Origin of the sequence: Mucilaginibacter gotjawali, assembly GCF_002355435.1 — a bacterium.
Classification (GTDB): Bacteria; Bacteroidota; Bacteroidia; order Sphingobacteriales; family Sphingobacteriaceae; genus Mucilaginibacter; species Mucilaginibacter gotjawali.
Map to the genome: position 1 here is coordinate 5,756,806 of NZ_AP017313.1, position 25,036 is coordinate 5,781,841.

Annotated in this window: 28 protein-coding genes; 9 read left to right on the forward strand and 19 right to left on the reverse strand. The window is 43.3% G+C overall.

Translation table 11 applies throughout. The annotated features are described in order from the left end of the window. The first annotated feature begins 100 nt into the window (after window positions 1–100). A complete protein-coding gene (gene pfkA / locus MgSA37_RS25365) occupies window positions 101–1,078 on the forward strand; it encodes a 6-phosphofructokinase (RefSeq protein ID WP_096356250.1) in 978 nt (325 codons plus the stop codon). A gap of 143 nt (window positions 1,079–1,221) precedes the next feature. Here pfkA and MgSA37_RS25370 read toward each other — a convergent pair whose 3' ends face one another. Further along, window positions 1,222–1,776 carry an NUDIX hydrolase gene (locus MgSA37_RS25370; RefSeq protein ID WP_096356252.1) on the reverse strand — a complete coding sequence of 185 codons (555 nt, stop codon included), beginning with the start codon at window positions 1,774–1,776 and terminating at the stop codon, window positions 1,222–1,224. 129 nt (window positions 1,777–1,905) lie between these two features. After that, the gene (locus MgSA37_RS25375; protein WP_096356254.1) at window positions 1,906–2,805 is read right to left on the reverse strand and encodes a heme-binding protein; all 900 of its coding nucleotides are present in this window, start codon (window positions 2,803–2,805) and stop codon (window positions 1,906–1,908) included. Window positions 2,806–3,450: 645 nt separating this feature from the next. Between MgSA37_RS25375 and MgSA37_RS25380 the strand changes: the two genes are divergently transcribed. From MgSA37_RS25380 to MgSA37_RS25390, 3 genes are all read left to right on the forward strand, one after another. Further along, the gene (locus MgSA37_RS25380; protein ID WP_096356256.1) at window positions 3,451–4,755 is read left to right on the forward strand and encodes a hypothetical protein; all 1,305 of its coding nucleotides are present in this window, start codon (window positions 3,451–3,453) and stop codon (window positions 4,753–4,755) included. Window positions 4,756–4,929: 174 nt separating this feature from the next. Beyond that, window positions 4,930–7,926 (forward strand): amidohydrolase family protein, encoded by a 2,997-nt coding sequence (locus MgSA37_RS25385; RefSeq protein WP_096356258.1) that lies wholly within the window; start codon window positions 4,930–4,932, stop codon window positions 7,924–7,926. Between the two features lie 116 nt (window positions 7,927–8,042). Then, on the forward strand, window positions 8,043–9,359 hold the full coding sequence (locus MgSA37_RS25390; protein WP_096356260.1) for an amidohydrolase family protein: 1,317 nt from the start codon (window positions 8,043–8,045) through the stop codon (window positions 9,357–9,359). A gap of 69 nt (window positions 9,360–9,428) precedes the next feature. Here the strand turns inward: MgSA37_RS25390 and MgSA37_RS25395 are convergent, their stop codons facing one another. Next, on the reverse strand, window positions 9,429–9,695 hold the full coding sequence (locus MgSA37_RS25395; protein WP_096356262.1) for a Txe/YoeB family addiction module toxin: 267 nt from the start codon (window positions 9,693–9,695) through the stop codon (window positions 9,429–9,431). Next, on the reverse strand, window positions 9,686–9,883 hold the full coding sequence (locus tag MgSA37_RS25400; protein WP_096356264.1) for a DUF2683 family protein: 198 nt from the start codon (window positions 9,881–9,883) through the stop codon (window positions 9,686–9,688). The genes MgSA37_RS25395 and MgSA37_RS25400 overlap by 10 nt, the downstream gene beginning before the upstream one ends. Window positions 9,884–10,038: 155 nt before the next feature. Here MgSA37_RS25400 and MgSA37_RS25405 point away from each other — a divergent pair, with 155 nt between their 5' ends. Then, a complete protein-coding gene (locus MgSA37_RS25405; protein WP_096356266.1) occupies window positions 10,039–11,136 on the forward strand; it encodes a Nif3-like dinuclear metal center hexameric protein in 1,098 nt (365 codons plus the stop codon). Continuing rightward, window positions 11,136–11,879, forward strand: a complete 744-nt coding sequence (locus MgSA37_RS25410; protein WP_096356268.1) for a zinc ribbon domain-containing protein — start codon at window positions 11,136–11,138, stop codon at window positions 11,877–11,879. The genes MgSA37_RS25405 and MgSA37_RS25410 overlap by 1 nt, the downstream gene beginning before the upstream one ends. A 336-nt stretch (window positions 11,880–12,215) precedes the next feature. Here the strand turns inward: MgSA37_RS25410 and rplS are convergent, their stop codons facing one another. From rplS to MgSA37_RS25480, 15 genes are all read right to left on the reverse strand, one after another. Continuing rightward, on the reverse strand, window positions 12,216–12,563 hold the full coding sequence (gene rplS / locus MgSA37_RS25415; protein ID WP_096356270.1) for a 50S ribosomal protein L19: 348 nt from the start codon (window positions 12,561–12,563) through the stop codon (window positions 12,216–12,218). A 208-nt stretch (window positions 12,564–12,771) separates the two neighbouring features. After that, window positions 12,772–13,002 carry a hypothetical protein gene (locus MgSA37_RS25420; RefSeq protein ID WP_096356272.1) on the reverse strand — a complete coding sequence of 77 codons (231 nt, stop codon included), beginning with the start codon at window positions 13,000–13,002 and terminating at the stop codon, window positions 12,772–12,774. 87 nt (window positions 13,003–13,089) lie between these two features. Beyond that, on the reverse strand, window positions 13,090–13,542 hold the full coding sequence (locus MgSA37_RS25425; RefSeq protein ID WP_157750738.1) for a hypothetical protein: 453 nt from the start codon (window positions 13,540–13,542) through the stop codon (window positions 13,090–13,092). Between the two features lie 73 nt (window positions 13,543–13,615). Continuing rightward, the gene (locus MgSA37_RS25430; RefSeq protein WP_096356276.1) at window positions 13,616–14,179 is read right to left on the reverse strand and encodes an RNA polymerase sigma factor; all 564 of its coding nucleotides are present in this window, start codon (window positions 14,177–14,179) and stop codon (window positions 13,616–13,618) included. 134 nt (window positions 14,180–14,313) lie between these two features. Further along, on the reverse strand, window positions 14,314–14,988 hold the full coding sequence (trmD, locus tag MgSA37_RS25435) for a tRNA (guanosine(37)-N1)-methyltransferase TrmD (protein ID WP_096356278.1): 675 nt from the start codon (window positions 14,986–14,988) through the stop codon (window positions 14,314–14,316). A gap of 68 nt (window positions 14,989–15,056) precedes the next feature. Beyond that, window positions 15,057–15,908, reverse strand: a complete 852-nt coding sequence (locus tag MgSA37_RS25440) for a hypothetical protein (RefSeq protein WP_096356280.1) — start codon at window positions 15,906–15,908, stop codon at window positions 15,057–15,059. Between the two features lie 93 nt (window positions 15,909–16,001). Further along, window positions 16,002–16,394, reverse strand: a complete 393-nt coding sequence (locus tag MgSA37_RS25445) for a VOC family protein (RefSeq protein WP_096356282.1) — start codon at window positions 16,392–16,394, stop codon at window positions 16,002–16,004. A 1-nt stretch (window position 16,395) separates the two neighbouring features. Continuing rightward, the gene (locus MgSA37_RS25450) at window positions 16,396–16,812 is read right to left on the reverse strand and encodes a VOC family protein (protein ID WP_096356284.1); all 417 of its coding nucleotides are present in this window, start codon (window positions 16,810–16,812) and stop codon (window positions 16,396–16,398) included. A gap of 72 nt (window positions 16,813–16,884) precedes the next feature. Beyond that, complete coding sequence (locus MgSA37_RS25455) at window positions 16,885–17,250, reverse strand: VOC family protein (RefSeq protein ID WP_096356286.1); 366 nt, start codon at window positions 17,248–17,250, stop codon at window positions 16,885–16,887. 49 nt (window positions 17,251–17,299) lie between these two features. Further along, window positions 17,300–17,500 carry a helix-turn-helix transcriptional regulator gene (locus MgSA37_RS25460; RefSeq protein WP_096356288.1) on the reverse strand — a complete coding sequence of 67 codons (201 nt, stop codon included), beginning with the start codon at window positions 17,498–17,500 and terminating at the stop codon, window positions 17,300–17,302. Window positions 17,501–17,502: 2 nt separating this feature from the next. Next, window positions 17,503–17,925 (reverse strand): hypothetical protein, encoded by a 423-nt coding sequence (locus MgSA37_RS25465; RefSeq protein ID WP_157750739.1) that lies wholly within the window; start codon window positions 17,923–17,925, stop codon window positions 17,503–17,505. Window positions 17,926–18,422: 497 nt separating this feature from the next. Further along, complete coding sequence (locus MgSA37_RS25470) at window positions 18,423–20,183, reverse strand: ATP-binding protein (RefSeq protein WP_197706043.1); 1,761 nt, start codon at window positions 20,181–20,183, stop codon at window positions 18,423–18,425. A gap of 231 nt (window positions 20,184–20,414) precedes the next feature. Continuing rightward, the gene (locus MgSA37_RS28445) at window positions 20,415–20,588 is read right to left on the reverse strand and encodes a hypothetical protein (RefSeq protein WP_157750740.1); all 174 of its coding nucleotides are present in this window, start codon (window positions 20,586–20,588) and stop codon (window positions 20,415–20,417) included. 61 nt (window positions 20,589–20,649) lie between these two features. Then, entirely contained in the window at window positions 20,650–21,174 is a 525-nt protein-coding gene (rimM, locus tag MgSA37_RS25475) for a ribosome maturation factor RimM (RefSeq protein WP_096356294.1), read from the reverse strand. A gap of 348 nt (window positions 21,175–21,522) precedes the next feature. Next, on the reverse strand, window positions 21,523–22,050 hold the full coding sequence (locus tag MgSA37_RS25480) for a 30S ribosomal protein S16 (RefSeq protein ID WP_096356296.1): 528 nt from the start codon (window positions 22,048–22,050) through the stop codon (window positions 21,523–21,525). 255 nt (window positions 22,051–22,305) lie between these two features. Between MgSA37_RS25480 and MgSA37_RS28455 the strand changes: the two genes are divergently transcribed. The 3 genes from MgSA37_RS28455 (at window position 22,306) to MgSA37_RS25490 (ending at window position 24,989) form a co-directional block, all read left to right on the forward strand. Beyond that, window positions 22,306–22,482: a hypothetical protein gene (locus tag MgSA37_RS28455; RefSeq protein ID WP_157750742.1), complete on the forward strand. Its 177-nt coding sequence runs from the start codon at window positions 22,306–22,308 to the stop codon at window positions 22,480–22,482. 8 nt (window positions 22,483–22,490) lie between these two features. Beyond that, on the forward strand, window positions 22,491–23,510 hold the full coding sequence (locus tag MgSA37_RS25485) for a PAS domain S-box protein (RefSeq protein ID WP_096356298.1): 1,020 nt from the start codon (window positions 22,491–22,493) through the stop codon (window positions 23,508–23,510). A 186-nt stretch (window positions 23,511–23,696) separates the two neighbouring features. Further along, window positions 23,697–24,989, forward strand: coding sequence for a sensor histidine kinase (locus tag MgSA37_RS25490; protein ID WP_096356300.1), 1,293 nt, complete (start codon window positions 23,697–23,699; stop codon window positions 24,987–24,989). Window positions 24,990–25,036 lie beyond the last annotated feature (47 nt).

A 25,036-nucleotide genomic window follows, 5' to 3' on the forward strand; every position in this document is an offset into this window, starting at 1 on the left:
TGTAAATTCGCGCAATTTTATAAAACACTAATTAATGGCGGCTACCGTTGTAATGGTACCGCTTGTAACTATTTAAACGCCAAACTTCGGTTTGAAAAAAATGACGCAAATTAAAAATATAGGGCTTTTTACTTCAGGTGGTGATGCACCGGGGATGAACGCTGCCATCAGGGCAGTGGTACGGTCGGCAATCTATTACGGAATAGAGGTTACAGGTATCCGCAGGGGATACGAGGGAATGATCAAGGGCGATATGTTCCCGATGGACCGTAAATCGGTTTCAAACATCATTCAACGCGGCGGCACCATTTTAAAAACCGCCCGCAGCGAACAATTCAGAACAAAAGAAGGTCGCCAGTTAGCCTATGACCAGCTCAAAAAGAATAACATTGACGCTTTGGTGGCCATTGGCGGCGATGGCACCTTTACCGGTGCACGTATTTTTGGCGAAGAGTTTGACATCCCTGTAGTTGGTTTGCCTGGCACTATTGATAACGACCTTTGCGGCACTGATTTTACAATTGGGTACGATACCGCCATTAATACGGTAATTGACGCGGTTGATAAAATAAGAGACACGGCAGAATCGCACGACAGGCTGTTTATTGTGGAAGTAATGGGGCGCGACTCAGGGTTGATTGCACTACGAACAGGCATCGCTGCCGGAGCGGAAACTATCCTGATACCGGAAAGCAAAACCGATATTAACGCGGTATTTGAACGGTTGGAAAAAGGAAGAAAAGATAAATCATCCAAAATTATTATGCTGGCCGAAAACGGCAAGGACGGCGATGCGTTTGAGGTTGGGCGGCAGATAAAAGAAAAATTCCCGAACTACGATACCAGGGTATCCATACTTGGCCACATCCAGCGTGGCGGAAGGCCAAGTTGTATGGACCGTGTACTGGCCAGCCGGGTAGGTGTTGCGGCTGTTGAAGCGTTAAGAAACGGGCACCGCAACGAAATGGTCGGCCTTATTCATAACGAGATTGCTTTTACATCATTTGAACATGCTATAAAGCATAATATTGATATTAATCCCGATTTTTTAAAGATCGTAGAGATATTGTCGATATAAGGATAGTCAATAACAAGCCTGAAAATACCGGAAAAAGGGGCCGGCGCCCCTTTTTGCTGATATAACGTTTCGTTAATTAAAGCACGGTTAATTTGGCTGAAAGCGGCCCTGTTACCACTGCACGCATAACTGATAGCGTCCTATTATAAGGCCCCCAACTTATTTAACGCATAAAACAACCCGGTGCAATGTAACGCCTGGGCTATTTTGTTATCAAGCAGCAATTGTTTTACCTGCGGGATGGTAAATGTTTCTACAATAATTTGTTCCTGTTCATCCAGGTGTTGTTCCTGCACTTTTTTGCCGCCCCGGGCCAAAAATGTGTAGGTTTGGTTATCTGCTGTTGATGGGTTGCCGTATATGGTGCACAGGGGTTCAAAATCATCAAATAAATACCCTGTTTCTTCAAGCAGCTCCCGGCGCAGGCCCTGTACCGGCGTTTCACCGGCATCAATTACCCCTCCGGGTATTTCAAGCGATACAATGCCGGCAGCATGCCTGTACTGGTATACCATTAATATTTTTTTATCCTCGGTTATAGCAACGGCGTTTACCCAGTTGCTGTATTCCAATACATAATAATCCTCAACAATATGGCCATTGGGCATTTCGCATCGGTCAGATCGCAGGGTAGCCCAGGGGCCTTTATGAATATAGGTTGATGAAAGTTTTTTCCAGGTAAGATCGGATGAGTTCATGGTTGATAGTTCATGGTTCATAGTAAAACCGACAGCGAAGGTAGGTAATTAGCCTTTATCTGAAAAATGAAGAGTTCATAACCAGCCTATTTCCTGCCATGAACTATCAACCATAAACTATGAACCGCCCTACGACTTCCTCAGCGTATTCACATTCACATGGGGCCACAGGATATCGCCAGGCAGATTGAATTTCTTAATAAAATTCAGATCTGCTTGTTGTGAATATTGCAGTTGCAGAAAATTAAGGTCGCCATCTACCACGTTCTCAATCCAGAAGGTAGATTGAAAGCGTGATGGGCTCACATGCTGCTGCACAAAGGGTATATTGGATATACTACCCCCGGTATTTTCCGTATCAACCGTAATTGTAGTTACCTGGGTTATGGTTTGTGTTGCTGCGGTAGCTGCCAGGGTACTGTTCACGTCGGCGGTATGAAACTCTGCCGAAAACTCATTAAGGGAATAAGGATCGGTATAGCCGAAAACCGGCGGCAGGCCTTCAGGGGCAGGGATGGCGCTGATTGCCGGGAATACAGGTGCCGCAGATGAAGTAACCGCGTTGCCCAGCGCAATTACAACATCGCCATGCGGAATGCTCGACATCCTTGCGACCGTAAAAGGTTGGGGCGCATTACTTTCGATAACAGGGCCGTCTGGCTGTGCTTCAATATCGCTCATATTTAACCACATGCCATTTTCAATATGCAGTATGCCGTTAGGGTATTTGAGGTCGTTTATCGTTAATTCGTACAATAGGCCGGTAATAAACTGCTGGGTTGTACCGCCGCGGTTTGGCACAGGCGCGGTAATAGGCGTAAAGGTGATCGTTTCTGAATATTGCTGGATCAGCAATGTAAATTCAGGATTTCCGTTAAGCATTGAGGGTACGGCAATCAGGTTCCATCCAGTGTTGCCGGTCCATGTGCCTTCCAGATCAGCTAAAGGGCCTAATTTACTGGCTACTTCTTCAGGCGTACCGCCCAGTCTTACAAATCCTTTTAATAGTGCTTCGTTGTTTGCTTCCATTTTGTGATAATTTTTTAGGTGAATAATTTCGAATAAAGCTAAATCAAAATTCAGCAGGAAGCAAATTTTTAACGTTAGTCCGAAAGAAGCAGCGACTGACCTTTCGGGAAAATAACCTAAGTCATACAGAAAAAATAAGCAATTGGTTTAGTTGCCGGGCAGTCTCTTTTTTTTGCTGGCATATGCAATGCTAAACGCGTTTTGGGTACCGCTTTTTAGGGCCATTCCGAAGGCAAAATGCATTTTGGGTACCACTTTTTCACACCAGTCCGAAGGCTAAACGCGTTTTGGGTACCACTTTTTGGGGCCAATCCGAAGGCTAAATGCGTTTTGGGTACCAGGGAAAATTTATTTAAAAAGCTGAATATCAGCAATAAATAAAAACAAACTTTAAAAAAGGAACGTTTTTGGTTAATTTTGTAGAGACGCAATATTTTGCGTTTCTGAAGGATGATACCCCCCCCGGAAACGGGAGACAATTACAAATATACGGAATTTGAGGAGTAAAATAAAGCCTTGATTTAGACTTATCTGCCCACTCAGGGGAGGAAAAATAAATTGAATTTCCGATATTACTTCGGTTTAATTTTTTTGAAGTATCCACAGAGTTACTTTTTACTATTTTGAAAATCCTATTGAAAACGCATGTCAAAGAAGAAAAAAGCTAAAGTTGTCTCTATAAAACAGACCTTTCAAAGCCCTGAAAATTATATCAAAACCCAGGCGCGGTCCCTGCCAATTGAAGAATGTTTGATCAGCTGGGATTGGCAGGATATGGGGATCTGTAATATCATCGTTGCCCGAAGGCATAAAACAGGCAATTTAACGCTGGGCATTTACCTGGTTGACCTGTACTGCCTTGGTGTGAAGGACGCGCACTACCAGTTCAATATAGATCAGGAAGATTACGAAGACATAAAAGATAGTTATGGCCATCTTGAAAATTGCGAATATGTTTTGGTCCACAACATTATTTACGGCGCTATTGCTTTTGCAGAAGATTATGGATTTAAACCACATAAAGATTTTGCCATCGCTCAATTCATCCTCGAAGAAGATGACGACAATATTGAACTGATGGACCTGGAATTTGGTTTGGAGGGCATACCTTTTTATGTAGAAGGACCCAATGATAGTGCTGCTAAAATAAACCAAATAAAAGGCACTTTGCTACGCACCGCCGGAGAGGGCAATTTTAAGGTGCTGGAAGATACTGATGATTTTGATGAAGACGATGAGGACGTAACGTACAGAACGCCGGAGGACTTTGCACAAACGCTGGGAAATATAAATACCCTTTACGATCAATACGTCCGGACAAAAGAAGGCGAAGAAAAACTTGAAAAATCAACCATCGGAAAGGCATATCAACTGGTTGAGCAGCCCGTCGAGAGTGTGTATAGAAAATTTGACTCCGATGAGCAGGAAGAACATTACAACAAATTGCTCGATATGGTGAGTGACGGGCAGCGGGATAGCGCTATTAATGAGCTGAAAAAAGCCATTGTTAAATACCCGCAAAAAGCACAGTTTTATAACTTATTACAGACAACTTACTTGTTAAATGGCCAGGGCGATGACTCGGATGCGATGATTGTCGAAATGTATAAACGGTTTTCTGGTTATTTATTCGCCCTTGTTAATTATATCAACCTGCTTTTAGAAGAAGATAAATTGGATGAAGTACCAGATGTACTAAATGGTAAAATTGACCTTAACGATTGGTATCCCGAAAGGGGCCTGTTTAATGAACACGAGGCGGCGATTTTTTATGCTACCATGTGCCGGTACTTTATTTTAATAAACGATATTGATTCGGCCGATTTGTACATGTATCCGATATTAAAAGACAAACTCTTTAACGTTCAAGGGCAATCGCTGGTAAGAACAGTAATGCTTGAGATTGGGGAAGCAAAAATGGAGAAAATAAAAAGTAAGGGGTTTTTGTAGGGGCGAAGTATGTCCTTAGCAAAAAGTACTGAAAGGACGGCACACGCCTTCGATGGGCGTAGCCCATCGAAACAGATTAAATAGCATCCTTCCTTTGTAACAATCGCATCACAAAACCACCCCCGGCACACCAAGCCGCCAATAGTTGTATATTAGTAGAACTATTAACTTACCATGAAGAAATTTTTACTTTTTTGTGGGGCCATGCTTGTGGCCCGGCTGTGTTTTGCGCAGGAAACATTTCCTGTTAATGGCCCGTGGGACGTCCACCCCGGGCAGTACGCCTTTATCAATGCCAATATTGTCGCCAATGCTGATCAGCCGGTTGTCAAGGGCACTTTGCTGGTGAAAGACCGCGTGATTGAAGGCCTCGGCGCCGGCCTTGCGGTACCAAAAGGCTATGTGGTCATCGACCTGAAAGGTAAATACATTTACCCCGGTTTAATTGATGCCTATACCACTTACGGCATACCCGAAGCCCCGCGCACAGCATTTCCGCAAGGCGGCGGATTTGGGCGCCTGCCGGTTTATACTTCCACTAAAGCCGGCGCTTATAACTGGAACGAAGCCATCAAGCCCGAAATGAACGCCAAAGCCATTTTTCATGCCGATGCTTCCAGGGCAGAGGAATTCCGTAAAAACGGCTTTACCACGGTGCAAACATTAATACATGACGGCATTTCGCGAGGCACTTCGGCAGCGGTTACTTTAGGCGATGAACGTGACAACGAACTGATGCTGAACGACCAGGCAGCGGCGCATTATTCATTCAGCAAAGGCACGGCAGCGACTAATTATCCGTCGTCCTTAATGGGCAGCATTGCCTTGCTGCGTCAAACCTATTATGATGCCGAATGGTACAAAAACCAAAAGGAAGAATACAATATTTCGTTGGATGAGTTTAACAGGGAGCAAAGCATCCCGCAGGTATTTGAAGTATCTGACGCGCTGATGGTGCTCCGCGCCAATAAAATCGCCAAAGAATTCGGGAAACAATATATTTATAAAACCGACGGCAAAGAGTACCGCCGCATGGATGCCATGAAGGCTACCGGCAGCAGTTTCATCATCCCCCTTACCTTCCCCGAGCCCTATGATGTGGAAGATCCGCTGGAGGCACGTAACATCAGCTATACACAGTTAAAAGATTGGGAACTGGCGCCGGCCAACCCGGCCGCTTTGGAAAAAGCAGGGATCAATTTCGCCATTACTTCCTTCGGCCTGGATAAAGCCACTGATTTTTGGAATAATCTGCGCACCGCCCTGGACTACGGACTAAGCGAAAAACAGGCTTTAAAAGCATTAACGATTACCCCTGCCGAAATGCTGGGCATAGCTGATAAAACGGGCAGCCTGGCCAAAGGCAAAATAGCCAGCTTTATCATCACTTCTGACGACCTGTTTAAAAAGGACAATATCATTTATGAAAACTGGGTGGAAGGCCGGCAATATGTGGTTACCCGTATGGATGTAACCGACCTGCGCGGCAATTATATGGTAGCCAGCGATGCCCTGCAGGGCTTAAGCCTCAAGATCAGCGGTACGCCGGGCAGTTATGAGGTGAATTTGGAACGTAGCGCCGACAGCGTGCAGGCTAAAGGCGCCCTGACACGCAGCGGCGATATGGTAAGTATCTATTTCGACCTGAAAAATAAACCTGCGGGCAATATCAGGCTGAATGGCTATATCACTAACCTGAACCCGCTTGCATTTAGCGGCAACGGCATTTTACCTGATGGTACCGACATTAAATGGAGTGCCGCATACACCGGCCCTGTATCAGGCGGCAATAACAAAAAAGACCAGGCCAGGCCCGATACTGCCGCGGGCCCTGTGGTTTATCCTTTTGTAGCTTACGGCGCGCCTGATTTGCCAAAGGCCGAAACGGTACTGTTTAAAAACGCCACCGTTTGGACAAACGAAAGCGAAGGCATTTTACAAAACACCGACGTGCTCATCGCCAACGGCAAAATAAAGGCCATAGGTAAAAACCTTTCAGATGCCGGCGCTAAAGTAATTGATGCTACCGGTAAACACCTGTCGCCGGGCATTGTTGATGAGCATTCGCACATTGCCATTACCAATGGCATCAACGAAGGCACCCAGGCGGTTACCGCCGAGGTTAGGATAGGCGATGTGCTTAATCCGGAAGATATCAGCATCTACCGTCAACTGGCCGGTGGGGTTACCACTTCGCAGATATTACATGGCTCGGCAAATCCTATCGGCGGCCAAAACCAGGTGATCAAACACCGCTGGGGGGTATTGCCCGAGGAGTTGAAGTATGCCAACGCCCCGGAGTTTATCAAATTCGCTTTAGGCGAAAATGTTAAAGGAAGCAATAACGGCTATGTGCCGGGAGCGACGCTGCGCTACCCGCAAAGCCGCATGGGTGTTGAACAGGTTTATGTAGATGAGTTTACCCGTGCCAAAGAATATAAAGCTGCACGTGCCGTAAAAGGCAGTAATGTGCGCCGCGACCTGGAGCTGGATGCCATTGCAGAGATATTGGATGGCAAACGTTATATCACCTGCCACTCCTATGTACAATCTGAAATTAATATGCTGATGCATGTGGCCGATTCCATGGGCTTTAAGATCAATACCTTTACCCATATTTTGGAAGGCTATAAAATGGCCGATAAAATGAAGGCCCACGGCATCAATGGTTCTACCTTTTCTGATTGGTGGGCCTACAAAATGGAAGTTGCCGAAGCTATCCCCTACAATGGCGCCATTATGCACAATGAAGGCGTAAACGTGGCCTTTAACTCTGACGACGACGAAATGGGCCGCCGCCTGAACCAGGAAGCCGGCAAAGCGGTAACCTATGGCAAAGTGAGTGAAGAGGAAGCGCTGAAGTTTGTAACCCTTAACCCTGCCAAAATGCTGCACATTGATAAATGGGTGGGCAGTATTAAACCCGGCAAGGATGCCGACCTGGTATTATGGTCCGCCGACCCGCTATCAATTTATGCGGTAGTACAAAAGACGTATGTGGATGGCATCCCTTATTGGGACCTTGATAAAGATGCCGCCAATCAAAAAGCCCTTAAGGCTGATGAAGCACGCATCATCCAGAAAATGATCGCTGCTAAAAACAAAGGTGCGGTAACACAAAAAGCACCGGGCCGCAGGCCAAGGAGCGAAGAGGAGGATGAGGAAGATTAATGTGCGGATGTGCAAATGAAAAAATATATTAGTTATAGAATGTTTAATTTTTCAAAAGTAATTTTTAAAGTCTCTCCGCCATTTGGCGGAGGAGATTTAGAGGGGGCTGTACTTATATGAACAAGATATTTACAATTTTAGGGGGATTATTGCTGAGCGCTTCCCTCGCTTTCGGGCAGACTAGTATTTCACCGGCCAGGCCGCAAACCAAACCGGTTATTATTACCGGTGCAACCATACATGTGGGCAACGGGCAGGTGATCAATAATGGCTATATTGCTTTTGATAAAGGAAAGATTACTGCCATTGGCGAAGGTGCTGCGCCAGGTAATTCAGGCGCCGATATTATCGATGCCACAGGCAAACAAATTTACCCGGGGTTTATTTGCCCGATAACCACCCTGGGGCTGGTAGAAATTGAAGAAGGCGCACGTGGAACCGTGGATGAAGACGAAACCGGCGATATTAACCCGGATGCGCGCACTTTAGTCGCTTTTAATACCGATTCCAAAGTGATCCCTACCGTTCGGTCAAACGGGATCCTGCTGGCCCAGCCTACACCTACCGGCGGCATTATTTCGGGGGAGTCGTCTGTAGTACAGCTGGATGCCTGGAACTGGGAAGACGCCGCTTATAAAACAGATATAGGGATTCATTTAAACTGGCCCGTTGCAGTAGTCAATAATCGCCGCAGGGCAGCCCCAACGCCTGGTATGCCACAGGAATCGCCCGCCGAAAGGGCGCAAAAAGCAATCGACGCTATCGAAAAACTATTTTTGGAAGCAAAGGCATACGCCGAAATTGCCAAACCCGAAGTTACCAATGTACGCTTTGAAGCGATGAAAGGCCTGTTTAACGGCAGTAAAAAATTGTTTGTAAATGCCGATGGCGCTAAAGAGATCATGCAGGCAGTGGCATTTGCCAAAAAAATGGGTATGTCGGCCGTTATTGTTGGCGGAAACGAATCGTACCTGGTAACTGAAGTGCTGAAGAACAATAACGTCCCGGTAATATTAAGGGAAACACAAAGGCTGCCCGACAGGGCGGAGGATGATGTTTACCTGCCCTACAAGCTCCCAAAAATGCTGCAGGATGCAGGTGTATTGTATGGCCTCACAGGCATAGGTTTCTGGCGGCAGCGCAACCTGCCGTTTGAGGCGGGGCAGTCGGTAGGTTATGGGTTAACAAAAGAGCAGGCTTTAAGCATGATCACCCAAAACAACGCAAAAATTTTAGGCATCGATAAAACCACCGGGACATTAGAAGTAGGGAAAGACGCCAACCTGTTTATCTCCAACGGCGATGCCCTGGACATGCTCACCCTGAACGTAATAAAGGAATTTATACAAGGCCGGGACATCAACCTGGACAACCTGCACAAACAGCTTTACAAAAAGTGGAGCGATAAATACGGGTTGAAGACGGATTTGTAATGGTGTTAGACTTCCGAAGTTTCAAAAACTTCGGAAGTCTGCTCATGGGGCCGGCCGTCAGCCTGAAAATTAATCGTAATGTCCCTTTAAAGAATGAATTTTTATAGTTTGACCGTTTTCGGTAAGTTGATAAATGATGCGGTGGCTATGGTTAATTCGTCTCGACCAAAGTCCTGATAAGTTGTGTCGTAATGGTTCGGGTTTGCCGATACCTTCGAACGGATCTTCTTCAATGGCATCAAGAAGTTGTTGAATTTTTCGTTGTACTATCTTATTTCCTGATTTTTTCCAATATTCAATATCCTTCAGTGCTTCATCTGAATAGATTATTTCCATAGGTCATCAGTTCTTATAGCCTTAAATCTGCCGACTTTAAAATCTTCTTCGCTGCGTTTTATTTTTTCCACAAATTCAGCGTTATAGGGCGATTTTTCTTCCTCGAAACGAATCTTCAACGCCTTCATAAACGCCTTTAGGGCGTCTGATTTTTCTTTGCTTTCAGGATGTGCTATTAATGTTCCCATAAATCAAATTTACAAAAAATTGCATAAATTTCCCGAATCGGGTTGAATTACATAAACTTAAAAAACAAGGAATCTTGAAAATTAACGTTATACTAATTTAGTTCACGTAAATTTGAAAACATTCGTGAAATTCGTGTCCATTCAATTCCTATCCTATGAAATTATCCCAACTCACCGCCTACCTCGAAAGCCTGGCCCCGCTGGCGTACCAGGAAGATTATGATAATGCCGGCCTTATCGTCGGCCGGCCCGACCAGGATGTGTACCAGGCACTCATCTCGTTGGATTGTACAGAAGCTGTGGTAGATGAAGCCATCATCCACAATTGCCAGGTGATCATCTCGCACCACCCCATCGTTTTTCGCGGCCTTAAAAAATTTAACGGCAAAAATTACGTGGAGCGGGTGGTTGAAAAAGCTATCCGAAATAATATCGCTTTATACGCCATCCATACCAACCTGGATAATGTATTGCCGGGGGTAAATGCCAAAATCTGCGAAACGCTTGGCCTGCAAAACTCCCGCATCCTGGCCCCCAAACATAATTTGCTAAAAAAACTGGTTACTTACGTGCCGCATAGCCACGCGGATGCCGTGCGGGATGCTTTGTTTGAAGCCGGCGCGGGGCATATCGGCAATTACAGCGAAGTAAGTTTCAACGCCAATGGTACCGGGACATTTAAGGCAAATGAAAATGCCACTCCTTTTGTTGGCGAAACAGGAAAGCGCCACCGCGAGGAGGAGATCCGCGTAGAAACCATTTATCCGGCCATAGCCGAAAGTAAAATATTAATGGCACTAATACTCGCCCACCCCTATGAAGAGGTGGCCTACGACCTGTATGCCATCACCAACCAAAACCAGCAGGCAGGTTCGGGGATGATCGGCGAATTGGAGCTGCCTATGGACGAAGAAACTTTTTTATATCACTTGAAAGAAAAGATGCACACCCATGTCATCAGGCATACGGCATTTACCGGCAGGCAAATTAAAAAAGTAGCCGTATGCGGCGGCGCCGGAGGCTTCCTGCTGAAGCATGCCATTGGCGCCGGAGCCGACATATTTATCACCGCCGATTACAAGTATCACGAGTTTTTTGATGCCGAAGGAAAGTTGATGATTGCAGACATCGGGCACTTTGAAAGTGAACAATTTACGCAACAATTATTGTATGAGAATATTAAGAAAAAATTTAGTAACTTTGCCGTCCGTTTAACAGAAGTAAATACAAACCCCGTCAAATATTTTATTTAATGGAACAAACCGTAGAAGAGAAGCTGAAAGCTTTATACGAACTACAAACCATCCACACCAAGATCGACAGGATTCGCCAGGTAAGAGGCGAGTTGCCCATGGAAGTTGCCGATCTGGAGGATGACGTTGCAGGTCTTGAAACCCGTATTCAAAAGATAAAAGCTGAGCTGGATGATTTAGAAGATGATATTGTTACCCGTAAAAACCTGATAAAGGATTCACAGGCCAACATCAAAAAATACGAAACTCAACTTAATGAGGTTAAAAATAACCGCGAATACGACGCTATATCAAAAGAAATTGAGATCCAGGGATTAGATATCCAGGTAAGTGAAAAAAAGATCAGGGAATTTGGCTTTGAAATAGCCACCAAAACCCAGGTTTATGAAAAAGCACTTGCTGACCTGGAAGCCCGTAAGAGCGACCTGGATGCCAAAAAAGAAGAGTTGGGCACTATCACTTCTGAAACCCAGAAAGAAGAAAACGAACTGACTGCCCAGGCTGAAACAGCAACCAAAGGAATTGACGAGCGTTTACTGATTGCCTATAACCGTTTGCGTAAAAACGCTAAGAACGGCTTGGCTGTGGTAACTATACAGCGTGATTCATGCTCAGGATGTTTTAACCAGATCCCGCCTCAGCGCCAGTCGGATATCCGTCAGCGTAAAAAGATCATCGTTTGCGAACATTGCGGCCGTATATTGGTTGATGAGCAAATGGCAATGGAAGCTGAAACAGCTTAAAAGCCCCCGGCCCCTAAAGGGGAGTAGAAGATATAAAAAGCCACCTTGTAACAAGGTGGCTTTTTTTGTGAGGCGGAATTTCAATACTCCTGCTGTCAAATTGATTATTGTACGAGTTTAATAATGAACACCGAATGACGAATTAAGAATCTCGAAATTCGATATTCGACATTCAATATTGATTATTCGATATTAAACTTCTTGCTTTAATACAACAGGATTGTTGATTTTCGGCTATAACGAAATGTGCTATAATATGATCAAACAAAAAAACCTCCCCGGTAAAACCGGGAAGGCTGAATATTTTTATCCTCCCCCTTTAGGGGGCCGGGGGGCTTAAACCCTTTTTGATTTGATACGGGCAGCTTTGCCGGTCAACTCGCGCAGGTAATAAAGTTTAGCACGACGTACTTTACCGTGGCTGTTTACCTCTACCTTATCAATATTTGGCGAGTTATAAGGGAAGATACGCTCAACGCCTATGCCGTTTGATACCTTACGTACAGTAAAGGTTTCAGATGCGCCAACACTGTTGCGTTGGATAACCACACCCTGGTAAACCTGTATACGTTCTTTGTTTCCTTCGCGTATTTTATAATGAACACTTACCGTATCACCTGCTTTAAAGGACGGATGTACTCTTTTTTCTGATGATTGTTCTTCAACAAATTTTACTAAATCCATGATTTTTAGCTCTTAAAGCGATTTTTAGCCCGTAAAAATCGGATTGCAATTATAGGGATTTTTTTAACAATTAAAAGTCGATGTTGAAAATTAATTTCAGGGTGGTTGAATGGTTGATTGAGTTGATAAGGCTGATTGAGTTTTAGAAATTCCAAAACCAACTTAATCAACTCAATCTAACTTAGTCAACCCAGTCAACTTCCTTAACTCAATCCACCTTCCTTGCCTCTGTAAAGTAAGCAACAATAGTATAGATCAAGCCTATCAGCAGCAGGTTAAATACAAAATTGATCATGGTATCGCTTCCAGAGTGTGAGCGGCTGTCGATATCGATAAAAGTATAGATGGCGTATACTACTGCTATCACCAAAATAACCCAGCCAACAACCGATGCCGGCCGGTAAATAATGCCTGTGCGTGTAAACCAGTTTAGTTTCATAAAAATAAGTTTATTTAGTTTGATATTTCTTTAATCGAACGAGGCGTCTGCCTTTCTCCTTTAACCTTTCGCCTTTTACCCTGTCCTTTAACCTACAGTGATATTCTCCGCCATCACATACGCTATAAATATCCCTACAATAGCCAGGCTAAGCAGGATGAGCAGGATATTCCAGATTTTAACTTTTATGGTGATGTTGAGCTGCTGCACCCTGCCTTCTTTTTGAAGGCCAACGTGCGTTATGGCAAGCGCGTTAATAATAATGCAGATAATGGGCAGCACCACCATAATAATTGGCCCTAAAAAATCAATATAGCGCGTTTTATCCAGGCTGGATATCAGCGTAAACATGGCCGCGAACCAGCTTGTGCCCACCCGGATGTGCGAGAAGTAGTACATAAACACGCAGAACAAAAAATAGCAGGGCACAACAATCAGCCAAACGCCCAGCGCGGCAGAGCGGTCTGCATTCATGATAGCCATTTTTACCATTTGGGGGTGTTCCTGCGGATTAACCTCCGGTACTTTTAAGTTTTCCATTTGTTTTAAAAATTCGTCTTTTTCCCTCATGTTACTTACCCTTATAATGCAAAACCGTGATCCGGTTGCAGTGTTACAGCATATTTCTTAATTTCTCCAGCCCGCGCGATAGCAGCGATTTTACAGTCCCTTCATTTTTATCCAGGATCTGGCTGATCTCGCTGTTGGTTTTTTGTTCAAAATACCGCAGGGCGATCACTTCCTGGTATTTAATATCCAGTTTCAGCAGGTTCACCCTGATCAGGTTATAATCGTTATTAGCCTTTAATTCATTTTCAATTATTTCGCGTTCATCATCCGCGCTTTGGTGCAGCAACCTTTCCATGGCAGGGCTCTCCATCAACTGCTGCAACGATTGGGGCCGGTATTTACTGCTTCGGTAATACATATTCAGCTCGTTGCTGGCAATGCGGTACAGCCAGGCCGAAAGGCTGATGCCGCGCCACCGGAAGCTGCCGATCTTTAAAAAAGCTTTCAAAAATGTTTCGGCGGCAATGTCTCTGGAGAGGTCGTAATCCCCCGTGCGCCGCATGATATACCCGAAAACCGGCTTATACCAACAGTCGAACACCCCGCCGAAAGCGGCGGGGTCGGCACGGCATTGTTCAATAAGTTTGGCTTCGTGGTCGGGGCTCATGCTCAGCAACTATAATGCAGTGTGCGCTTTTTGGTTGCAATTATGCCCCACCTAAATCCTCCCCGGTAGGGAGGACTTTTAGATTATATATATTCTCTTAAAGTCTCCCCTACAGGGGGAGATTTAGAGGGGGCTTATTCCAGCAAATCCGGCCTTCTCTTCCTGGTGCGTTCTACGGCCTGCTCAAAGCGCCATTTTTCCACCTCGGGGGTATTGCCGCTCAGCAGGATATCAGGCACCTTATGCCCGTTCCAGTCGGCAGGGCGGGTATAAACAGGGGCATCCAGCAAACCATCCTGGAAAGAATCGGATAATGCAGAAGTTTCATCGGATAAAACACCCGGTATCAGCCTCACCACAGCATCTACCACAATAGCCGCCGGCAGCTCGCCACCGGAGAGTACGTAGTCGCCTATAGAGATCTCGCGGGTCACAAAAATATCGCGGATGCGCTGGTCGATGCCCTTATAATGGCCGCATAAAATAATAAAGTTCGTCTTGGTTGACAGTTGGTTGGCGGTCTGCTGGTTAAAGGTTTCGCCATCCGGCGACATGAAGATCACGTCGTCATAGTCGCGTTCGCTTTTCAGTTTTTCAATAATTCGGGCAAATGGATCTATTGTCATCACCATGCCGCTGCCGCCGCCATAGGGGTAATCGTCAACGCTTTTTTGTTTTTGGGTCGAGTAGTCCCGCAGGTTATGAACGTGTATTTCGGCGATGCCTTTTTTTTGCGCACGCTGCAAAATGGAGTGGGCGAATGGGCTTTCCAGCAAGCCAGGCAAAACGGTGACGATATCGAAGCGCATGGCGCAAAGATAGTTTTTATTGAGGTGAAAGGTAAAAGGTGAAAGGCGAAAGGTTAGGAAGTAGAGGATTAGAGATGAGTTATTTCAATTTGTTCCTTTTTCCGTGCGGGTAACCGTAAATAAAAAACAACTAAAAAAATGATGGGGGTACTTAACAATCCAACAAAAAGCACCTCGAGGTAGGCAAAACCATAGATTGCCCAGGTAGCTATTAAATACAGGCTGTAATTAATATAAACTGCTATTTGCGTGGATTTGAGGCGAATTTTTGTAATTGACGGCGTTTCGTTTTTTTCTTTCGACCAGATCCAGATCAACAGGCAAACCGGGAATAAAATAAACGCTGTATCGGGTAAAATCTTTTTTATCTGCTCGTCGACGGCTGAAAATTGAATAGAGGCCCATATCAATATAAAAAACAGGATGCACACTGCTTTTACGATCAGCAGGTAGGGTTTATAGGGAAGTAAAGCTAGCGACGATTCCTTTTTCTTCTCTTTGGCAATTAAAAGCACATAGTAAAACCTGCCAAGGAAAATAAACAGAATGATGAACAAATTGTAATTATCGAGTCGAGAAAGAGGGTATGAAAGACCGGTTTTTAACCAGAAGTCTATTGCTTGAAAAACCAACCAGCCAAATAGCAACAAGAAATCGGTCAATACCGCCCAATACAGTGCTTCGAGCCTAAGCCGGGACGTTCGCTCATCTTCATTTTTGAGCCGGGAAAACCCAATGAATATTAATCCTAAAACTTCAAATATTGTCCCTAGTTCGTCGGTAAAATTACCGGAGCCGTGGTCGGCAAAAATTAAAACCTTCTCTTGAAATATATAAATATAGCCAAACACCAATCCGGTTAATGCCAGAACAATGCCAATGGGCCTGAAGAATGAGGGAAATAGCAGATAGGGTTTCATCCGGTTTATTTACCGAATATAAATAATATAAAGCGGGAATCGAAAATCCATATTCGCCCCCCTTCCTGATTCCTGGCTCTTGACTCTTGATTTTTACAAAGGCCTGTAAATTTCCCAGTGATGGCCAAAGGGATCGGCGATATGGCCCAGGCGCATGCCGTAATCCTGGTCGGCTACGGGGTATATTTCGGTTGCGCCGGCAGCAATAGCTTGTTTTGCTACGGCGTCAGGATCGTCAACCATCAACCCAAACCTTACACTGATACCACCCAGGCTTAGTGGGCTATAGTTGCCATGCTCCGGCGATTCGTCAGCCAGGTAAAACGCCGCCCCGCCGATGGATAGTTCAGCCACCACTTCCCCATCTGGTGAAGTTGCGCGCATCAATTCAATGGCGTTAAATGCGCTTTTATAAAAGTCGATTGCAGCGGCACCGTTCTTTACGGACAGTGTGGGTTTAATCACCGCTTTAAAGTTGTTTTCCATATCAGTTGCCGTTATTGGTTGCGGGTTTTTCGTCGCGGATGTCTTTTTCAATCAGCCAGTGGTGGCCAAAGGGGTCGGTAAAGCCGCCCTGGCGGTAGCCATAATCATAGTCATGCACGGGGGAGGTGATAATGGCACCCGCAGCTTCGGCATTGGCCATAATGGTGTGCACGTCATCTACCCATAAACCGATAGCAACGGTAGAGCCCCCCGCGTTTTGCGGGCTGAGATAGTTGCGGCCTTCTTCATGCAGGTGAAATACCTGCCCGTCGATCTCCAGCTCCGACACATGTACGGAACCATCGTCATTGCTAAACCGGCGCAGCTCTGTGGCGCCTAGCGCCTTAAAGTAAAAGCTGATGTCGGTTACCCCATGGCTGATGACCAACTGGGGCGAAAATGTGGTTTGCTGTTTCATATGCTGTTAATTTTATAATTGTAACCGGTTTTTTTTGTCGCCGGCACTAATTAAGTCATAAACTGGATCTGCCTATTTATTAAACTCGCCGAAGTGCCATAATATGCCCGAAGGGTCATGCAAAAAATATTCCCGACCCCAGTCATTGCTCCGGATAGCGGTTAGTCTTACCTCCTTATATTTTTCGGTAAGGTTTAACTTCTGGAGCTCATGCCAATGCCGGTTCACGTCGTCCACCTCTAAAAATACCATGGTATTATCTATCCAGTCTTTCACCCAGGCATCCTGTAAATAAAACCCCAATCCATCTGTTTGGAACAGGGACATTTTAGGAAATAAAACAACTTCCCGGAATCCCAGGTCGCGGTAAAAACTCCTTGAACGTTCAAAGTTTTTAGCCCCGATAAAGGGCCGGATGGATTTAGCTTTATGTTCCATTTTCTTTTATAATTTACATACGCCGGGACAATTTCGGCGCTTCATTTTACTAATCCCCCTCTTCCAGCATAAATACCTCTTCCAGCGGTTTGCCGAAAACCCGGGCAATTTTTAATGCCAGTACCGTTGAAGGTACATATTTATTACTTTCGATGGTATTGATGGTTTGGCGGGATACGCCTACCTGTTCAGCCAGCTCGCCCTGGGTTATGTTTTTAATGGCGCGCTCAACGCGGATATTATTTTTCATGACTATCCCTCCTTTGGCAATGAACGGTTAAGCCTGTAAATAACCCACCTGAAACGGACAATAAAGAAAAACAGCGGAACCATTAAATTCAAAAATAAGATGTGTTCGGTGTCGGTCGTAAAGATCAACCCGATGATCAGCAATAAATAATTTAAATAGATGGCCCATTGCAGGGAATCGAGGCGCAATTGCGAGATCTGCTCGTCTTCAATTTTTTCCTTTGCAAAAGCAACGAAGAAGAGGCCAACCGCCATTAACAAGGTTGTCGCCATAAAAAATAAATGCTGGCCGTTAAACAGGCCCGTATCGGTATCGTGATTATCAAAGCCAATAGATTTCCGGAACATAACAAAAGGTACGTGCACCAGGAATAGTGCATAACCCAGGTACCGGAACCAATGAGGGAACAGGAATCGTGATTTCATGCTTTGTAAAGTTTGATTTACCAAATGTAAAACAAACTTTACAAATATCAAGTATATTGTGGCACTCTTTTGCTTTGCATTTAAAGCCTCTGTTAGTTACATAAGCGTCAGCATTACCACAATGAGGGCGAGTAGGAGTTTCACCCCGGCGGCTATTCGCTAAGTATAAATTACAAGTTTCTTCATTTTTGAAGTAATCGAATACTTGTAAACTTGTAAGAGGCTTTTAAATTGAGTTTCCATATCATATTAATAATTTAAGGGGATAGATGTAATATTAATAATAATACGAGACAAATTTATTTGAAAACAATTGCCCTTACTAAATATTTTAGTCTTTTTTATATAATTAATGAAAAAGTTTTCAACACATAAAGATTTTTGTGAGCTTTTGTGGATTTCTTGTGGATTAAAAAATGTTTTATATGATTGATTTACAGGTATTTAATTATTAAATACGAAATTATTTGTGTAGTTTTTGTGTGATTTTTGTGCATTTACTTTACTTCACTTTCTTTCTCATTCTTTAGAACCTCTATACTTAACTCCCCTCTTTTTCTCAATTCTTCTATTCCAACTTGAATGGCTCTTTCCATTAGTCTATTAGTGTTTACAGTTGTTTTAGCTAAAAAGTATTCCCTTCCTGTGCCTTTTCCACTATAATCTAAATACCTAGTAGCACTTAGTCTATAAACAATTGTTTTAACTTGATCTCTTGTTAAGTGGTCTTCAAATAACTCAACAAACTTCCCCATTTTTGCTCTATTAAATGATTTTAAGTATTGTCCTATTTTCATTAGGACAAATGAATCATCTATAGGAGTGTTTTTAGTATAATCAGCTTCTTTATTGGTAAATGAGTAATAAGATTTTGAAAGACGCCACTGTTGCCGTTTGGTTTTTCCAACTTTTTCAATTAATCCTTCATTAAAAAGCTTTTCTCCTATAGCCTTTTCTAAATCCTCTTTTGCCTTTCCTTCCCTAATAGCATCTAAAAACAATATTTCTTGAACACTTAATTTATCCGCTCTTTCTTGTTGAAGTTTAGTTATAAATAAAGCAAACGCTCTATCTTTTACAATAGAGGAAAGACCTAGTTGAACTTGAAAGTCATCAGAAGATGAATAATCTGGCGCCCCTTTTCCTTCAGAAATCGACTGATAAAATATCTTATCTACGCCTTGACCAGACCTTTCCACAATTCCAGTTTTTGCTAATACGTCTGCTAATAATCGATTTCTCGGGGTACTGCTTACTGTTAATAAATTCTTTAAACTTACACCAATTGGGAATCCGCCTGGGCTTATAATATATAATGCTTGTGGGTACTGTTTAATAACAACTTCACTTGTTCTTCGATAATCCCTATGAGCAATAGCGTTATTTATAGCTTCTCTTATCACCTCTTTGTTGAAATAAGGAATATCAAAAATATATGGACCCTCTTGAACTGGGACTTTGCTATTTCTAAGGTTTATAACATTCCATAATTCATCAACGGCTAAAAAATATGGTTTAGAAAACAAATATCGATCGTCGAATGTGATTTGTCCAGCATCATTTCTATACTCTAAATAAATAGAAGATTGAGGTAAATATTTTTTTATAACCTCTTCTTTTGCAAGTAAAATAAGTGCTGCGTATGTAATTTTATTATTATTGATTAAATGAAGATCAGTTAAGGCTTGCTTGCTTTCAAGGGTTAAAAATAATGGGTTATCCTGCTTTTTACTATACGCCTCTTTCATCCTAACTATTGCTTGAGGATCTAAATCGTTTATACTTAATCCGACGCATATTGTTTGTGAGAAATCTGGCTCTTGCTCCTGAATGATCTTGATATGTTGTTCATCAGACATCGCCAGCAATTCCTCGCCGATGCGCATCAAAGGGACATCTTCAAATTTATAAACTTTCCCCGGAGGCCTTCCCGGAATACTTAAAACAAGAACCCTATTATTATTTGAATCGAAAAGCTCTTCCACATCAACCCTAATCTTAGTCTCTCTATAAATGTCCTGTTCAAGCTTACCAATCTCGTTTAGACATTGATTAGTTCCTACAACTTTATGAGGGTGTTTATCATGTATACCAAAAGCCAGTTTCCCACCACCTTCATTTGCAAAGGCTATTACATAGCCAATTATACATCTACGTCTTTCCTTTGGATCGGTTCTATTTCCCCCATTAAAAGAAAAGTTGCCTCCCTTAGCCTCTTTAAATTCGACTTTATCTTCTGTCTCCTTGTATAATAACAATTCCTCGATGGTCGTACCACAAAATTAAATTATTTTATCCCAATAAGTTAAAGTTACTTTTAATATAAAATAGATGTTTAAAGTAAGCGAATTTTTTATCTGTCAGTATCTTGTAAAAAACCTGTCCCAACTCATATATAGTTACCAGTATATTTGACAAAAAATTTTGGCATTCATCGCCGGACCTAAATCCTCTCCAAAAGGGAGGGATTGAAAAGTTTAATAGTATTGTTATAACCTAAATTGTCTTTTTGCCTCAGTCCAGTTGATTAGCTCAGTTTGGTTTCCGGCTATGTTTTGGAGTTCTTTTTTACCTAATTCTATCTGCCATTCAGGAGGCATTTGATTAGTTGGCAACGATTTTTTTGCATTCAAGCGTATTTTTGATTTGTCTTTTTCTTCCATACATTCCGAAACTTGTAGTAATAAAACTTAATCAACCTAATATAACCTGATCAACCAACAATCAATCTAAATAAACATCCAGCAAACCTTCCGGTAAGTCAACCGTAACGATCTCTTTTACCACATCAATCCCTTTAATGATCTCCTCGTTCAGCGGGAAAAGGATCTCTTTGTTCTGAAAGTCTACGGCGGCTATTATTTGCTGGGGATATTCGTGCACTGCTGTGATGATGCCTAAAACACCTTCGTTGACGTCAATAGCGGTAAAGCCCTCCAGGTCGAACAGCGTGAATTCGTCTTTTTTCTTTTTAGGTTTTAATTTATTAGGGAGAAAGATATCCTTGCGGACCAGGGCAGCTGCTTTTTCGATGCTATCCACATCTTCCAGCACCAGGTAGGCCGCATTTTTTTGCAGGTATTTGATGGAACTGACAAAATACGGCACCAGCTTGCCGGCAATTTCAATAAAAATCCCATCAAGTTTTATTTTCTCCAGGCCCTCAAAGTCGACATACATATTCATCTCGCCTTTTAAGCCTTTGGTTTTTAAAATGCTGCCGATCCTGAAGTAGTCCTTCTTTTCCATGTTATATCCCTAATTATTGTTATCAATAACGATATGCACGAAACGATGATTGTGTTCGAAACAAAAAATGCTGCAGCTAACCCTCTTTACCGCTTGCGGAAGAGAGGGTCGGAGAGCGTAGCGAATCCGGGGTGAGTAGACTCGCCGCCATGCATTGGCGGTAATGTCCGCCGGGTTGACTCACCCGGTCGTTGCTGCGCTCGACCACCCTCTCTTTTGCAGGCAAAAAAGAGGGTAAAATAGTCATTTTTTAATGTTTCAAACCCATCGCTATAATTGATTGTGTAAAAACAACAATGGCGAAGTACCTGCAGGTGCTTCGCCATTGTATTTATATCCAAATAAAAATTATTCAGCGCTTTCTGCTTCAGTTTCAGCGGCTGCATCTTCAGCAGGAGCTTCAACTTCTTCAACCGGAGGTGTGTTTTTAGCAACAATGGCTGCCGCTCTCGCCTCTTTCTTCTTGGCTTCAGCAGCTAATGCAGCTTTACGTGCTTCGTCTTTTGCTGAAACCAAATTGGTTTTTTTGCCGGTGATCTTGTCATCCTTGTGATCAAGCCAATTCTGGAATTTCTCTTCAACCTGCTCGGCAGTTAAAGCACCCTTTTTAAGGCCTCCCTGTAAGTGTTTTTTATATAAAACACCCTTGTATGATAATATGGCACGGCAGGTATCTGTTGGCTGTGCGCCATTGTTTACCCAATCAAGGGTTTTATCAAAATTGATGTCGATTGTTGCAGGGTTGGTGTTAGGGTTGTATGAACCTAAACGCTCAATAAAACGTCCGTCCCTTGGTGCGCGTGCATCCGCTACCACGATGTAGTAAAAAGGTTTTCCTTTTTTACCGTGTCTTTGCAGTCTGATCTTAGTTGCCATTTTTTTATTTTATGTATTCAACATGTCCCCGGAGTTCTTTCAGCGGGGATGCAAAGGTAAAAATTATTTTTATAAAATAAAAACTGTTTTTGTTCCGGGAGCCCGGAAAGCAAGTAAAGCCCCGAAGACGACGCCAAACGATTGATTTACTGCCCGTTTTGAGGTGTTGAATGCCCGGCGCGTTTACTTTCGGACTTTACTGACTTTTGGACTTTCCACACTAATCTCAAATAATTCTTTTAAAAACCATTGGATATGATTATCATCGCAAAATTGATAGCGATTCATACGATTGATTTATTAATGGGTTCTTTTGAACAGGCGATCTTTAGCGGCGGGGGAGCGATATTTTGTGCACGCAGATCACAGGCGCCGATCATATGCTATCGCAATAAATATAACTACCTTTATGATAATAGCCGGAGTGCTTAACACCTAGTATGCTGCTAACCGACCTCAGTTTTCTTTTTGATGATAATCCGCAGCCCATGTGGATCTATGATCTGTCATCCCTGCGCATATTGAAAGTAAATAAAGCGGCAACGGATAAGTACGGTTATTCTGAATCGGAATTCCTTTCACTAAAAGCAAACGAATTGCATCCGCAGGCAGACCAGGAGAAACTCTACAAAACGTTAAGAAAAAAGGGCATCGACCTGGCGGTACTGCAGGGGATCAATTTCGGAGGCATCTGGACCCATGAGGACAAAAACGGCAACCTTATTTTTGTTGAACTAACGAGCTATAATACCCGGTTTGAAAACCTTGCCTGCAGGGTAGTGTCCGCGACGGATGCTTCCGAAAAAATGCGTTTCCAGGAAGAATTGATCTGGACGAAAAGCAACCTGGAGGCACTGATTAATAATACCGAGGACCAGATCTGGTCGGTAGATAAGGACCTGCGCTATGTTTACATGAACAGGGCCTATCGTTACCTTATCGCGCAATTAACAGGCACCGAACCTAAAGACGGCGATTACACCAACCTGCATCCCGGTTTTACTGAAAAACAGGTGATGATATGGAACCAATATTATAATCGTGCGCTTGCAGGTGAGCGGTACACCATTATTACCGAAAGCCTTGACCCTCTTACCCAAACAACACACAGTTTTGAGGTGAGCTTTAATCCCATCTACAAAATAAAGGGGGATATTACCGGTGTGGGCTGTTTTGCCCGCGACATAACTGCATGGCTGGAAACAGAAAAAGCCATGGTTGACCAAAATGAACGCTTACGGAATATCGCCTCGGTAACTTCGCACGAATTACGGCGCCCTGTGGCAAGTATGCTCGGCCTCATCAATATTATGGACAGGGAGAATTTTTTTAATCCTGATAATCATGAAATCATTGAACACTTGCTGGTAGTGGGCAAAGAAATTGACGAAGTGATCCGCCTGATCGTTGATCAATCCTTTATGGAAGGGCCGTCGAAAGACAGGTTTAAAAAACCATAAATACTTTTAGCGCTAATTACCGATTCCCCACGGTATAAACGGAGTTTATCTGGCCCGCCGATAATTTGCAACTTTTTTAGCCACTTCAAAATAAACATTGCCGTAAACCAGGGCAGTTCGGCATAACAAAAACCATGAACTTGAACATAATGGGTTCATAAAAGCAGTTGTAAAATCAATTGCTTTATGCATATTTTTGATGCTTTTATTGGAAAATCCAACAAGGCAAAAATGATCAACAAGGGCAATAAACCATTACCTGGCACACATTTGGTTTGTGATTCTCTATGTCATTCAGGCAACAATGCCGGTTTACACACCAATGCCAGCCTCTTTAACCAGGTAAAAGATTTTTTCACAAAGATTTTAAGCACCTCCGACTGGCCGGCGCGCTGGCATTGCGGCACCTGGTCTGATTTTCATGGCTGGCTTTATATTTTGTCCGACCTTTCTATCTGGGCCGCTTATTTTGCCATTCCTGTGTTATTGTATCGTATCGTACATAAACGCAGGGACCTGCCTTTTTTAAAAATATTCTGGCTGTTTATCGCCTTTATACTTTTATGCGGAACAACCCATTTGCTGGATGCCATGATATTTTGGTGGCCAGCTTACCGGTTAAGCGCGCTGATAAAGCTTGCGACTGGTTTAGTTTCAATTGTCACTGTTTTTGCATTGTATAAGATCGTTCCGTTAATCAATAACCTGCGCACCCTGGCACAACTGGAAGCCCAGATCGACGAACGAAAAAAGGCAGAACAGGAAGCCCGTCATCAGCAGGTATTGAAACAGGCCACAGAAGAATTGATGGCTAAAAAGGATGAATTTATGAGCATTGCCAGTCATGAATTAAAAACACCAATAACAAGTGTAAAAGCATCATTGCAGCTTTTGCAAAGAATGGCCGCTAAGGATGAAGCGTTGCAGCAAACCCTGCCCTTTGTTAATAAAGCCGCAAAGCAGGTAGATAAACTTACAGATATCATCCATGACTTGCTTGATGTAACCCGGATCCAGGCCGGAAAGCTTGAACTTAACCGAACAGAATTTAACCTGGCAGACCTTGTGAAAGAGTGTGTTGAACAATGTGAACCTGAGAGATACGATAAAAAAATAAAAATTACGGGCGATGAGCAGATCCTGGTAAATGCCGACCGCAACCGGATTGAACAGGTAATAATTAATTTGTTAACCAATGCCCTCAAATATTCACCGAAAGACGACAAAATAACCATTTCAATTGAACGCCAGGATAATAGTTTGGTTAAAGTTTCCGTTAAAGATAATGGGATAGGCATACCGGGTGATAAAATTGAAAACATATTCGATCGATTTTACCGGGTTGAAAATAACTCGCCGCACCTTTCGGGTCTGGGCCTCGGTTTGTATATTTCGTCGGAGATCATTAAACGCCATGGCCGGGAAATAGGTGTTGAAAGCGCTCCCGGAAAAGGGTCCGATTTTTGGTTTACTTTGTAATAATGTTTTAATTTTTAACTTTAGCCAACCTTTTAAAGGGGGCCATC